The organism is Kitasatospora sp. NPDC127121 (assembly GCF_042677305.1).
Lineage (GTDB): Bacteria > Actinomycetota > Actinomycetes > Streptomycetales > Streptomycetaceae > Kitasatospora.
The window spans coordinates 18,682-31,856 of the sequence record NZ_JBHXTQ010000008.1 but is presented as its reverse complement, the minus strand read 5'-3'; the positions used below and the strand labels follow the sequence as shown (position 1 = coordinate 31,856).

Here is a 13,175-nt window from a genome sequence, read left to right as displayed (position 1 = left end):
GGGCACGTGAGCGGGCCCCGCCTCCCTCCGGGGAGACGGGGCCCTGCGGCTACTTCTGGTAGATCGCCTCGATGTCGGCGGCGAAGTCCTTCAGCACGAGGTTGCGCTTGAGCTTGAGGGAGGGCGTCAGATGCCCGCTCTCCTCGGAGAACTCGGTGTCCAGCAGGCGGAACTTCTTGACCGCCTCGGCGTGCGAGACGGCCGCGTTGCCGTCGTCCACCGCGGCCTGGAGGGCGGCCAGCAGGTCAGGGTCCTGGCTCAGCTCGGCCACCGTGGCGGTGGCGGGCTTGCCGTTGAGCTCCTTCCACTTGGGGAAGAAGTCCGGGTCGACGGTGACCAGGCAGGCCACGAAGGGCTTGCGGTCGCCGACCACCATGACCTCGCCGACCAGCGCGTGCGCCCGGATGCGGTCCTCGATCACGGCCGGGGCGACGTTCTTGCCGCCCGCGGTGACGATGATCTCCTTCTTGCGGCCGGTGATGGTCAGGTAGCCCTCGGAGTCCAGCGAGCCGAGGTCGCCGGTGGCGATCCAGCCGTCCTTGAGGGTGTCGGCGGTGGCCTGCGGGTTGTTCCAGTAGCCGGTGAAGACGTGCGGGCCCTTGAAGAAGACCTCGCCGTCCTCGGCGATCCGCACCGAGGCACCGGGGACCGGCTGGCCGACCGTGCCGATCTTCGGCTTGTCCCACGGGTTGAAGGCGGTGGCCGCGCAGGTCTCGGTCAGGCCGTAGCCCTCCAGGACGGTGAAGCCGATGCCCCGGTAGAAGTGGCCCAGCCGCTCGCCGAGCGGGGCGCCGCCGGAGATGGCGTGGGTGGCCCGGCCGCCGAGGGCGGCGCGCAGCTTGCTGTAGACCAGCTTGTCGAAGACCGCGTGCTTGATCCGCAGGACCAGGCCCGCGCCGCCGGCGTCCAGCGCCCGGCTGTAGGCGATCGCGGTGTCGGCGGCCTTGTCGAAGATCTTGCCCTTGCCGTCGGCCTGGGCCTTGGCGCGGGCGGTGTTGTAGACCTTCTCGAAGACTCTCGGCACGCCCAGGATCAGGCTCGGCTTGAAGGCGGCCAGCTCGGCGGTGACGTCCCTGATGTCGGAGACGTGGCCCAGCTTGATCGGCGCCATCGCGGTGGCGATCTCGGCGATCCGGCCGAGCACGTGGGCCAGCGGCAGGAACAGCAGGACGGAGCTGTCGCCGGTGCGGAACAGCGGGGCCAGGCGTTCCACCACGTTGCCGCACTCGGCGAGGAAGTTGGCGTGCGTCAGCTGACAGCCCTTCGGGCGGCCGGTGGTGCCCGAGGTGTAGACGATGGTGGCGATCGAGTCGGCGGTCGCGGTCGAGCGGCGCTCCTGCACCGTCTCGTCCGGGACGTCCTTCCCGGCCTCGGCCAGCGCGGCGATCGCGCCGCCCTCGATCTGCCAGGTGTGCTTCAGCCCGGTGAGCCGGCCGCGGACCTCGTCGACGACCTTGACGTGCTGGTCGGTCTCGGTGACGACGGCGACCGCGCCGGAGTCGCCGAGGATCCACTCGACCTGCTCGGCGGAGGAGGTCTCGTACACCGGGACGGTGATCGCGCCGGCCGTCCAGATCGCGAAGTCCAGCAGCGTCCACTCGTACCGGGTGCGGGACATGACGCCCACCCGGTCGCCCGGCTCGATGCCCGCGGCGATCAGGCCCTTGGCGGCGGCGTGCACCTCGGCCAGGAACTGCACCGCGGTCAACTCCTGCCAGCGGCCGTCCACCTTACGGCTGAGCACCGCGACATCCGGGTGCTCCGCTGCGTTCCGGTGCACAGGGTCGGAGAGATTACCGCCGCTGGGTACCTGGTAGAGAGCCGGAAGGCTGAAGTCGAGCAAGACTGCTCCTCGTTCGCGACGCTGCGGGACGGCAGGACGTTACTGCCCGGTAGGCAGCTTCGACCAGGGGGGTCGGCTCCGGTGTTCGAAGTGTCACACCCGGCCGGGTCCGACCAGGCCGTGACCGGGTCGTTCGAATGGCACCCTACGACAGCCCCGAGGTGACCGGCCGGTAGCATGCCCCGCCGACCGGCGCCGGGCCCCCGCCGAGCCGCGGCCCGCGCGGCCGAGCCGATCGCCGGTCGCGGTAGCCTGCTCCGGGCGGACAAGGCCGAGCACGCTCGACCGGACCGGCAGGCAGAGGGACGACGCGGAGGGCCATTCCATGGCGGAGCACACCAGGTCGAGCATCACCATCGACGCGACCCCGGCCACGGTCATGGCCGTGATCGCCGACTTCGCCGCCTACCCGGCCTGGACCGGCGAGGTCAAGGAGGTCGAGGTCCTGGAAGCCGGCGAGAACGGCCGCGCCGCCCAGGTCCGCCTGCTGCTCGACGCCGGCGCCATCCGTGACGAGCACGTCCTCGCCTACACCTGGGACGGCGACCGCGAGGTCGGCTGGACCCTCGTGCGCAGCCAGATGCTCCGCTCGCTGGACGGCTCCTACACCCTCGCCCCGCTCTCCGGCAGCCGCACCGAGGTGACGTACCAGCTCGCCGTGGACGTCAAGATCCCGATGCTCGGCATGATCAAGCGCAAGGCCGAGAAGGTCATCATCGACCGCGCCCTGGCCGGTCTGAAGAAGCGCGTCGAGGACGCCGACGGCAAGAAGCCCGTCCAGGGCTGACGCGGCGGAACGGGGGCCGACGGCATGACGGCGACACGCACCATCCTGGTCAGCGGCGACGCGGGCGCGCCCGTGGTGGCCGCCGCCACCGCCCTGCACGCGGCCCGGCGCGGCCACCGCACCTGGCTGCTGGCCGCCGACGACCCGCACCGCGCCCTGGACGGCGTCCTCGGCACCCGCCTGGAGCCCGAACCGGCCCGCTGCGCACCCGGCCTGACCGTCTCCCGGATCGACGAGCAGGCCGCCTTCCGGTACGCCGCCGGCGAGCTCACCAGCCGGCTCAAGCCCGCCCTCGACCTGCTCGGCGCCGAGCAGCTCGACCCCGAGGAGCTGACCGCCCTCCCCGGCATCGCCCGGATCGCCCTGCTGCGCGCCCTGCCCGCCGCCGACCAGGACGTCCTGGTCGTGCTCGCCCCGCCGCCCGCCGAGCTGATCGCCACCCTCGCCCTGCCCGAGCAGTTGGAGCGCTACCTGGACCGGCTCGTCCCCGAGCAGCGGCAGGCGGCCCGGGCGCTGCGCCCGCTGCTGGCCGGCCTGGCCGGCGTGCCGATGCCCGCCGAGTGGCTGTACGAGGGGCGGACCAAGGCCGCCGCGGTGCTCGCCGAGTCCCGCGCCGCGATCGCCGCGCCCGGCACCAGCGTGCGCCTGGTCGTGCCCGCCGACGGCCACCCGTACCAGGAACTGGGCCGGATCCGGGCCGGGTTGGCCCTGCACGGCCACCGGCCGGACGCCGTCGTGGTGCACGGCGTGCTGCCCGAGGGCGCGGCCGACTCGCCGGACCCGTGGCTGGCCGCGCTGGCCCGCCGCCGCCGGGAGGAGCTGGCCGAGCTCGCGGCCGAGACCGACGCCCCGGTGCTGGCCACCGGACTGGCCGAGGCCACCCTGGAGGCCGTCGCCGACCGGCTGTACGGGGACGGGCCCGGCCCGGAGCGGCTGGCCCCCGAGCCCTGGCCGGTCGAGGACCGCCTCGCCGAGGAGGGCCTGCTGGTCTGGCACCTCGCGCTGCCCGGCGCCGACCGGGCCGAGCTGGACCTCGTCCGGCGCGGCGACGAACTGGTCGTCGGCCTCGGCGCCCACCGCCGGGTGCTCACCCTGCCGTCCGCGCCGCGCCGCTGCACGGTGGCCGGCGCGAGCCTGCACGACGGGGCGCTCTCGGTGCGGTTCGCGCCCGACCCGGCGCTCTGGCCCCGGGGCTGAAGTGCTTTCGGGGCCCCTACGGGCTGTCCGGTAGCGTCGGGCCCGAGGGCCGCGGGGTGCGGCCCCGGCTGAGGAGGCGCCCGCGATGACCAGCACCGACGACCGGACCGAGCCCACCGCCGAGCCGGGCGGCCCGCAGGCCCACCCGTTCGGGCCGGAGCTGGGCCCGCTGGTGGACGAGGTGCGCAAGCTCGCCTCCGCCGTCGGCCAGAAGGCGCAGGAGGCGAGCGCCGACACCCTGATCACCCTCTCCGGGCTGGCCGACCGGCTGCGCACCCAGCAGCCCGAGGTCTACTCCCACCTCGCCGCCGCCGGCTCCGGACTGGCCGCCGCGGGCACCGAACTGCTGGCCGCCTACCGGGCCGCGGTGGCCGGCCACGAGCACCGCTGGACGGCCGGCGGGGGCGCCGCCACCGAGCGGATCGACCTCGACACGCCTGACGAGGCGTCCGCCAAGCAGTGAATCCGTAACCTTCGAACCGTGATCGCGTTGCTCTGGTGCGTGACGAAGCGGGCGATTAGATACGACTTTTGAAGCGTCACGGCCCGGTTGGTCCATGATTGTCTTCGGTTAATGTATGCGAGGCTGTGTACGGGGGGCAGGGTTGGGCGGTACCGTTCCGCCCAGCGGGAACGAGTGAATAGCTGAGGGACACATGGCTCTGACCATCGGCGTCGATGTCGGCGGGACCAAGATCGCGGCAGGCGTGGTCGACGAGGCGGGCGCGATCCTGGCCCGGACCAGGGTGCCCACCCCGGCCGATCCGCAGTGGGCGGTCGATGCCATCGCGCAGGCCGTGCGCGAGCTCAAGGAGCAGCACCCCGACGTCACCGCCGTCGGCGTCGGCGCCCCCGGCTTCGTGGACAGCAACCGTTCCACGGTGATCTTCGCGCCCAACATCGACTGGGAGAACGAGCCGCTGCGCGGCCGCATCGAGGAGCTCGCCGGCCTGGACACCGTCGTCGAGAACGACGCCAACTGCGCCGCCTGGGCCGAGTTCCGCTTCGGCGCCGCCGCCGACCACCAGGACATGGTGCTGATCACCGTCGGCACCGGCATCGGCGGCGGCATCGTCCTCGACGGCCGGCTGCACCGCGGCCGGTTCGGCGTGGCCGGCGAGATCGGCCACCTCAACATGGTCCCCGACGGCCTGACCTGCGGCTGCGGCGGCAAGGGCTGCTGGGAGCAGTACGGCTCCGGGCGGGCGCTGCGCCGCTACGGTCGGGAGAAGGCCGCCGCCGACCAGGTGCGCGGCCGGCGGATGCTGGAGCTCAACGACGGCGTCGCCGAGACCATCCGCGGCATCCACATCACCGAGGCGGCCGAGGAGGGCGACCCGCTCGCCCTGGAGTGCTACGCCGAACTGGCCGACTGGCTCGGCCGCGGCATGGCCGACCTCGCCGCGCTCTTCGACCCGGGCGTCTTCGTCCTCGGCGGCGGCGTCTCCGACTCCGGCCGCCTGCTGCTCGACCCGGTCGCCAAGGCCTTCGAGCACTACCTCACCGGCGGCATCCACCGCCCGCGCGCCGAGGTCGTGCTGGCCTCGATGGGCTCCGCCGCCGGCATCGTCGGCGCCGCCGACCTGGCCCGCACCGCGTAGCCACCCCCTGAACCCGCCGGCGGCGGTGCGACCGGACCCCGACCAACCCCGGACGCGCCGCCGCCGACGCACGCCCCCGGCCCTGCCGTACGGTCGTCCCACGCACCACGTACGGGGAGGACCAGGACCATGACCACGGCACCCGCCGAACCGCCGCCGCCCGGCCCGCGCCGGCTGCGCCTGCTCAGCTACAACATCCGCTCGCTGCGGGACGACCGGCGGGCGCTGGCCCGGGTGATCCGGGCCTGCGCACCCGACCTGGTCTGCATCCAGGAGTCACCGCGCTACTGGCGGCCCGAGGGCCAGGCCGCCCGGCTGGCCCGGAGCACCGGGACGGTCGTCCTGGCCGGCGGCGGCCGGACCGCCGCCGGGCCGCTGCTGCTCGGCCGGCCCGGCGCGGCGCAACTGCTGGGCGTGCACGACCGGCTGCTGCCCAAGACCCGCGGCCTGCACGCCCGCGGCTTCGCCACCGCGCTGCTGCGACTGCCCGGAACGGCGCCGTTCACCCTCACCAGCTGCCACCTCAGCCTGGACGCCGACGAGCGGTACGGCCAGTTCGAGCTGCTGCTCGACCAGCTCGGGATCGCCGAACACGGCATCGTGGCAGGGGACTTCAACGAGCACCCGGACGGCAGGGGCTGGCAGCTGCTGGCCGCGCGGCTCCAGGACGGGTACCCGACCGCGCCCTGGGGCGGCGAGTTCACGTCCGTCCCCGAGCGCCCCTACCAGCGGATCGACGCCGTGTTCGCCACGCCCGGGATCACCGTCCTCGGCTGCGGGGTGCCGCACGGGCTGCCCGGCGTCACCGAGGCCGACCTGCGCGCCGCGACCGACCACCTGCCGGTGCTCGCGGTGCTGGAGCTGCCGGAGGCTTAGGAGCTTGGCTCAGACGACCGCGCCGTTGTCCGGGTCCTCGGGCTCGTCCTCGTCGCGGTCCTTCATCCGGGTCACCAGGGTGACGAAGCCGCCGAGGAAGGCGGTGATCCCGACCCAGGCCGGCCAGCCGGCGATCTCCCGCCACACCACCGCGTCGAACAGCAGCAGGGCGGGGCCGCCGAGCACCGCGAGCCAGGCGAACTTCGCGGTGACGTCGGCGGTCGGCAGCGGCGGGGGCTCCGGCGGGACGTAGTGGTCCTCGTCGGTCTCCTCGGCCAGCTCGAAGTCGCGCGGGCCCGAGCCCGCCGCCGGCATCACCGGCCGACCGGAGCGGGGGCGGGGCTGCGGGGCGAGGTCGGCGAGGTCGTCCGGGTCGGTCCGGGAGCCGGGGGCGTCCTTGAAGCCGCCCTTCAGCTCGCTCTGGGCCCGGAGGTTCTCGACCTCCGGCCAGTTGGGGTTGGTGAGGTCCACGGGGTCGTCGAACTGGGCGACCAGGGCGGCGAAGATCTCGTCCTGCTCGGCCTGGCTGCGCTCGGGGGCGCGCCGGGTGCGGGGCTCCGCGGGCGCGGTGGCGTCCGGTTCGGCCGGGCGCCGGTCGGCGGCCGGTGCTTCGGCGGCCTCCGCGGCCGGGGCGGTGACGCCGTCCGCCCCCGGACGGTCCGCCGGGGCGCCGCTGTGCGCGGTGCCGTCCTTCGCCGTGCCGTCCTTCGCTGTGCTGTCCTTCGCCGTGCCGTCCTCGCGGGGTGCCTCGTCCCCGCCGCCCGCCGTGCTGCTCTCGTGCACTTCCGGCCCTTCAGCCATGGTGATCGTCGGATTCGACCCCGGTGACGCCCACCGCGTGCGCGGGGGCCAGCCGTCGGATGAAGTCCTGGCTGGCCGCGAATATTTCCGCCGCGTCGTGGTCCAGCGTCGCGACGTGGAAGCTGCGCTGGCACAGCCGCTCCGTCACGTCGGTCGAGGATATCCGGGCCAGCACCAGTTCCGAGTTGGCCGGCGAGACGACGTGGTCCTGCGGACTGCGGAAGAGCAGCACCGGCTGGGTCACCTGCGGCAGCCGCCGTTGGACGTCCCGCCACAGCCGGCCCAGCGACCAGGCGGCGTTCAGCGGCGTCCGGTCGTAGCCCAGCTCGACCGCGCCGGGCTTGGCGATGTCGTCGGCGATCCCGGGCACGCTCGGCACGAGGTGCCGCAGCACCGGCAGCAGCGCACTCGCGGGGTTGTCCGAGCGCACCGACGGGTTGACCAGCACCAGCCCGGACACCGCCGGACCGTGCAGCGCGGCCAGCCGCAGCGCCAGCGCGCCGCCCATCGACAGCGCGCAGACGAAGACCTGCTCGCACTCGGCGGAGAGCGTCAGCAGTTCGTGCTCGACCTCGGCGTACCAGTCCTCCCAGCGGGTGACCTGCATGTCCCGCCACCGGGTGCCGTGCCCGGGCAGCAGCGGCAGCGACACGCTGAACCCGGCCGCCGCCAGTTCCTCCGCCCAGGGCCGCAGCGACTGCGGCGATCCGGTGAAGCCGTGGCACAGCAGCACCCCCACCGGTCCGCCGTGGTGGCGGTACGGTTCGGCACCGGGCAGCAACGGCATGGCGGACTCCTTCGCGGGCGGGTGGCGCTGGGGGAGGGACGCTGGAGGGGGAGGCTGCGGGAATCCGCATCGTCCCACGGCCCCGCCCGGGACGTACACCCCTCATGGCGGCCTCCGCGCGGGCCGCACACCCCTCTCGGCGGCCCCCGTGCGAGTGCCTGCGGGAGTCCGATGGCGGCCCGCCGGGGCGGGGCGGGGCGCGGGCCGAGCCCACGGGGCATTAGGATCGACCGGTCCGCATAACAGGAGGCCCGGGTTGTTCTACCGACTGATGAAGATGATCGTCGCGCCACTGCTTCGGATCTTCTTCCGGCCGTGGATCGAGGGTGAGGAGAACATCCCCACCGAGGGCGCGGCCATCATCGCGAGCAACCACCTGTCCTTCTCGGACTCCTTCTTCTTCCCCGCGCTGATCAAACGCCGGGTGACCTTCATCGCGAAGGCCGAGTACTTCAACACCCCGGGCATCAAGGGCCGGCTGACCGCCGCGTTCTTCAAGGGCGTCGGCCAGCTGCCGGTGGACCGCTCGGGCGTGCGCGGCGCGGGCGAGGCCGCGATCCGCAGCGCCATCGCGGTGCTGGACGGCGGCGAGCTGTTCGGCGTCTACCCCGAGGGCACCCGCTCGCCCGACGGCAAGCTGTACCGCGGCAAGGTCGGCGGCCTGGCCCGCGTCGCGCTGGCCACCGGCGCGCCGGTCATCCCGGTCGCCATGATCGACACCGAGAAGGTCCAGCCGCCCGGTCAGGTGATCCCCAACTTCGGCACCCGCCCCGGCATCCGGATCGGCCGCCCGCTGGACTTCTCCCGCTACCACGGCATGGAGAACGACCGCTTCATCCTCCGTTCGGTGACGGACGAGGTGATGTACGAGATCATGCGGCTCTCCGGCCAGGAGTACGTGGACATCTACGCGACCGCCGCCAAGCGGCAGATCGCCGACGACAAGAAGAAGGCCGACGCCGAGCGCAAGGCCGCCGCCAAGGCGGAGAAGGCGGAGGCGGATGCCGAGAAGGCCGCCGCCGACAAGGCCGCCGCGACGGAGAAGGCCGAGCAGGCCGAGCAGTCCGGGCAGGAGCCGAAGGAGACCGGGTCGGCCTGACGACCGCGGGCACGGCCCAGGGGAGGGGCGCAAGGATGACGGACGGCGAGAGAACCGGGGCAGTCGGCGGCGCGGTCGCGGCCGGGGGCATGTCCGTCGAACTGCCGTTGTGGAAGGCCATCTCCTACTTCCGGGTGCTGGCCCTGTGCTACGCCCTGCTGCGCTACCTCAACTCCTACCTGGACTTCCTGCACCCCGTCGCCGGCTGGATCTTCCTCGGCACGCTCACCCTCTGGACACTCGCCAGCACCCGGGCCTTCGCCGGCCCGCAGCGCTGCACCTGGTACGTGCTCGGCACCGACCTCACCCTCGCCGTCACCGGCATCGTGATGAGCGGCCTGACCGACGACCCGGTACGGATCAGCCACGGCGCGCCCACCCTGCCGACCATCTGGGCCGCCGGCACGGTGCTCGGCTTCGCCGGCAAGGGCGGCTGGCGCTGGGCGGCCGCCGCGGGCACGGTGATCGGCGTCGCCAACATCCTCGGCCACGGCGGCCCGACCGGCGACAACATCCACAACATCATGCTGCTGATGGTGGCCGGCTGCGCCATCGGCTACGTCATCGAACTGGCCCGCGCCAGCGAGGCGACGCTCACCCGGGCACTCCAGGTCGAGGCGGCCACCCGGGAGCGCGAGCGGCTCTCCCGGGACATCCACGACGGCGTGCTCCAGGTGCTCGCCCTCGTCCAGCGCCACGGCGCCGAACTCACCGCGCGGCCGGCCGAGGGCGCCGCGGCTGCGGCCGGTGGAGGCCCGGGCGGCGACGCCGACTTCGCCGAACTCGGCCGACTGGCCGGCGAGCAGGAGCGCGCCCTGCGGGCGCTGATGACCGGCGGCCCGATCCCGGGGCAGCGCCCGCAGGAGTGCGTGGTTGGGGAGCCGCAGGACCTCACCGCGCTGCTGCGCCCGTACGCCGACGAGCGGATCACGCTGTCCGCCCCCGGCGGGCCGGTGCTGCTGCCCGCCGGGGCGGCCGGCGAACTGGCCGCGGCGGTCGGCGCCGCCGTCGACAACGTCCGCCGGCACGCCGGGGAGCGGGCCCGGGCCTGGATCCTGGTGGAGGACGAGCCGCAGGCCGTCACGGTCAGCATCCGCGACGACGGCCCCGGCTTCGCCCCCGGCCGCCTCGGCGAGGCGGAGCGGGCCGGGCGGCTGGGCGTCTCCCAGTCCATCCGCGGCCGGCTGCTGGACCTCGGCGGCACGGCCGAGCTGTACTCGGCGCCCGGGGAGGGCGTCGAGGTCGAACTCCGTGTCCCGAGGAAGGGCTCTGATGACCGATCAGCCGACGACTGACCGGCCGATACGGGTGATGGTCGTGGACGACCACCCGATGTGGCGCGACGCCGTCTCGCGGGACCTCGCCGAGGCGGGGCTCGACGTGGTGGCCACCGCGGGCGACGGCGAGGAGGCCGTCCGCCGGGCCCGCGCCTGCTCGCCGCAGGTCGTCGTGCTGGACCTCAACCTGCCCGGTCTGCCCGGCGCCGAGGTGTGCCGCCAGGTGGTCGCGCAGGATCCGGCGGTGCGGGTGCTGGTGCTCTCGGCCAGCGGCGAGCACCAGGACGTGCTGGAGGCGGTGAAGTCCGGCGCGACCGGGTACCTGGTCAAGTCGGCCGGGCGGGAGGAACTGCTGGACGCGGTGCGGCGCACGGCCGTGGGCGACGCCGTGTTCACCCCGGGCCTGGCCGGCCTGGTGCTGGGCGAGTTCCGCCGGCTGGCCGCCGAACCGGCCCCGGCCTCCGCGCCGGCCGTCCCGCAGCTGACCGCGCGGGAGACCGAGGTCCTGCGCCTGGTGGCCAAGGGCCTGTCGTACCGGCAGATCGCCGACCGGCTGGTGCTGTCGCACCGGACGGTGCAGAACCACGTCCAGAACACGCTCGGCAAGCTGCAACTGCACAACCGGGTGGAACTGGTGCGGTACGCGATCGAGCAGGGGCTGGACGACGACATCTGACGGCTCCGGCAGGTCCGGCCGCGTCGGCGGTCCCGCGTGCGGTGGGGGCCGGTCCCGGGACCGGCCCCCACCGGCTGCTCAGCCGGTTCCTCAGCCGCGGACGGCCGCCGCCTCGCGCAGCAGGCCCGCCACGATGCCGACGCCGTCGCGGGTCAGCACCGACTCGGGGTGGAACTGGAGGCCGGCGAAGCCGGGCCCGCGCAGCGCGTGGACGTCCCCGGTGGCGGCGTCCCGGGCGACCTCGACGCCCTGTGCGGCGAGCCGGGCCGCGTCGGCGTCCGCGCAGCGCGCGGTGAACGTGTTGTAGAAGCCGACGGTGTGCTTGGTGCCGAACAGGTCGATGCTCTCCTGCGCCCCCTGGTACGGGACGTCTTTGCGGCCCAGCGCCAGCCCGAGCTCGCCGCAGAGCAGCTGGTGGCTGAGGCAGACCGCGAGCAGCGGCGCGGTGCGGGCCCCGGACCGGACCGCGGCCAGGGCGTCCGCGACGACCGGCCGCAGCAGGGCCATCTTGGGGTCGTCGGCGAGCGCCGGGTCGCCGGGCCCGGGGCCCAGCACCAGCGGCCCGCGGTGCGCCGCCAGCAGGGCGGGCAGCCCGGGCGCGTCGTAGCGGACGACGCTGACCTGGTGGCCGATCGAGGTGAGCAGGTGGGCGAGCATCGAGGTGAAGGTGTCCTCGCCGTCGACCACCAGGGTCGGCGCGGGCTCGGTGACCAGCGTCGGCGTCTGCATCCGCAGCCAGAACGGGGCGAGGTCGGCCCGCCGGGCGTCCAGGGCGGCCTGGACGCGGTGGTCGTCGGCCAGCCGGGGGCCGGTGGGGCCGGGCAGCCGGGCGGGCGCGGGCCGGGCGCCGATCGCGGTGAGCACCCCGGCGGCCTTGGCGTGGGTCTCGGCGACCTCGGACTCGGGGACGGAGTGGCGGACGAGCGTGGCGCCGACCCGGACGACCAGGCGGCCGGTGGCCGGGTCGATGTCGGCGGTGCGGATGCAGATCGGCGAGTCCAGCAGCTGCCCGCCGCTGGCGGAGCGGCCGATCAGGGCGAGCGCGCCGGAGTAGTAGCCGCGCCCGCCGGGCTCGTACCGCTTGATGACCCGGGTGGCGTTCTGTACCGGGCTGCCGGTGACGGTGGCGGCGAACATCGTCTCGCGGAGCACCTCGCGGACGTCCAGCGAGGTGCGTCCGCGCAGCTCGTACTCGGTGTGGGCGAGGTGGGACATCTCCTTGAGCCGGGGCCCGAGCACCTGGCCGCCGAGGTCGCCGACCGTGCACATCATCTTGAGCTCCTCGTCGACGACCATCGTCAGTTCCTCCAGCTCCTTGGGGTCGTGGAGGAACCGGAGCAGCGAGTCGATGTCCGAGCCGCCGGCCGGATAGCGGTAGGTGCCGGAGATCGGGTTCATCACGACGGTGCCGCCGCTCTGCCGGACGTGCACCTCGGGGGAGGCGCCGACCAGGACGCGTTCTCCGGTGTGCACCAGGAAGGTCCAGTAGGCGCCGCGCTCCTGCTCCAGCAGCCGCCGGAACAGGGTGAGCGCGAGTGCGGGCGAGAAGTTCTCCAGGGTGGCGCCGAAGTCGCGCCGGATCACGAAGTTGGCGCCCTCGCCGTTGCCGATCTCCTCCTCGATCACCCGGCGGACGATCGCGGCGTACGCCTCGTCGTCGATGTCGAACGAGCCGCCGGTGAGCGAGACCGGCGACTGCGGCAGGGCGGCGGTGAGTTCGGCCAGCGGCAGGGTGTGCTGTTCGGTCACCGAGAGGGCCTGCAGCGGGGTCCCGTCGTCGTGCGCCTCGAAGCCGCGCTCGCGGATCTGCCGGTACGGGACGAGCGCGAGCAGGTCGTGCACCGGGCCGTCGGCCGGGACGCCGGTGCGGACCGGCAGGTCGGCGAGGTTGCGGTAGCTGTCGACGGTGCCCACCAGCACCTCGACGGTGTCCGGGGCGAGCCGGGGGGTGCGGCGGTGCAGCAGGGCGAACGCGGGCGCGTCGGGAGCGGTGAGGCGGGCGAGCAGGTCGGCGGTGGCGGTCACGGAGCGGCTTCCTTCCGGGGGACTGGTGAGGTGCGGTGCTGGGATCCGCTCCCGGAGGGCCGTCTGCGCATACGCCGACGGCCGCCCCGAGGGGCGGCCGTCGTGTTCGTCTAGGAACGCGCGATCGGTGGGCCACCCTTGGGGGAGGCCCACCACCAGGAGTGGGTGTGGGGCGCGTGCATGGTTCGAGCGTAGCGGATCGTGCG

At 74.2% G+C, this 13,175-nt stretch carries 12 protein-coding genes; 8 read left to right on the top strand and 4 right to left on the bottom strand.

Annotated elements, in window-relative coordinates; translation table 11 throughout:
• Positions 1-49: 49 nt before the first annotated feature.
• Positions 50-1,843 (bottom strand): long-chain fatty acid--CoA ligase, encoded by a 1,794-nt coding sequence (locus ACFVHI_RS07075; RefSeq protein ID WP_063347272.1) that lies wholly within the window; start codon positions 1,841-1,843, stop codon positions 50-52.
• 325 nt (positions 1,844-2,168) lie between these two features.
• Between ACFVHI_RS07075 and ACFVHI_RS07070 the strand changes: the two genes are divergently transcribed.
• The 5 genes from ACFVHI_RS07070 (at position 2,169) to ACFVHI_RS07050 (ending at position 6,304) form a co-directional block, all read left to right on the top strand.
• Positions 2,169-2,630, top strand: a complete 462-nt coding sequence (locus ACFVHI_RS07070) for an SRPBCC family protein (protein ID WP_063347271.1) — start codon at positions 2,169-2,171, stop codon at positions 2,628-2,630.
• A gap of 24 nt (positions 2,631-2,654) precedes the next feature.
• Positions 2,655-3,827, top strand: coding sequence for an ArsA family ATPase (locus ACFVHI_RS07065; protein WP_380336529.1), 1,173 nt, complete (start codon positions 2,655-2,657; stop codon positions 3,825-3,827).
• Between the two features lie 85 nt (positions 3,828-3,912).
• Positions 3,913-4,290, top strand: coding sequence for a DUF5304 family protein (locus ACFVHI_RS07060; protein WP_380336526.1), 378 nt, complete (start codon positions 3,913-3,915; stop codon positions 4,288-4,290).
• Between the two features lie 193 nt (positions 4,291-4,483).
• Positions 4,484-5,428, top strand: coding sequence for an ROK family glucokinase (locus ACFVHI_RS07055; RefSeq protein ID WP_063347268.1), 945 nt, complete (start codon positions 4,484-4,486; stop codon positions 5,426-5,428).
• 129 nt (positions 5,429-5,557) lie between these two features.
• On the top strand, positions 5,558-6,304 hold the full coding sequence (locus ACFVHI_RS07050) for an endonuclease/exonuclease/phosphatase family protein (RefSeq protein WP_063347267.1): 747 nt from the start codon (positions 5,558-5,560) through the stop codon (positions 6,302-6,304).
• Between the two features lie 9 nt (positions 6,305-6,313).
• Here the strand turns inward: ACFVHI_RS07050 and ACFVHI_RS07045 are convergent, their stop codons facing one another.
• Entirely contained in the window at positions 6,314-7,087 is a 774-nt protein-coding gene (locus ACFVHI_RS07045) for a hypothetical protein (RefSeq protein ID WP_079135537.1), read from the bottom strand.
• Between the two features lie 10 nt (positions 7,088-7,097).
• Positions 7,098-7,892 carry a carboxylesterase gene (locus ACFVHI_RS07040; RefSeq protein ID WP_063347266.1) on the bottom strand — a complete coding sequence of 265 codons (795 nt, stop codon included), beginning with the start codon at positions 7,890-7,892 and terminating at the stop codon, positions 7,098-7,100.
• 271 nt (positions 7,893-8,163) lie between these two features.
• Here ACFVHI_RS07040 and ACFVHI_RS07035 point away from each other — a divergent pair, with 271 nt between their 5' ends.
• From ACFVHI_RS07035 to ACFVHI_RS07025, 3 genes are read left to right on the top strand one after another with little or no spacing between them, the layout of a single operon-like run.
• Complete coding sequence (locus tag ACFVHI_RS07035; RefSeq protein ID WP_079136233.1) at positions 8,164-8,991, top strand: lysophospholipid acyltransferase family protein; 828 nt, start codon at positions 8,164-8,166, stop codon at positions 8,989-8,991.
• Between the two features lie 35 nt (positions 8,992-9,026).
• Complete coding sequence (gene macS / locus ACFVHI_RS07030; protein ID WP_380336521.1) at positions 9,027-10,286, top strand: MacS family sensor histidine kinase; 1,260 nt, start codon at positions 9,027-9,029, stop codon at positions 10,284-10,286.
• Positions 10,264-10,944 (top strand): response regulator transcription factor, encoded by a 681-nt coding sequence (locus ACFVHI_RS07025; RefSeq protein WP_063347264.1) that lies wholly within the window; start codon positions 10,264-10,266, stop codon positions 10,942-10,944. The genes macS and ACFVHI_RS07025 overlap by 23 nt, the downstream gene beginning before the upstream one ends.
• A 90-nt stretch (positions 10,945-11,034) precedes the next feature.
• On the opposite strand, the gene ACFVHI_RS07020 is transcribed toward ACFVHI_RS07025, so the two are convergent.
• Positions 11,035-12,969: an anthranilate synthase family protein gene (locus ACFVHI_RS07020; protein WP_380336518.1), complete on the bottom strand. Its 1,935-nt coding sequence runs from the start codon at positions 12,967-12,969 to the stop codon at positions 11,035-11,037.
• Positions 12,970-13,175: the final 206 nt, after the last annotated feature.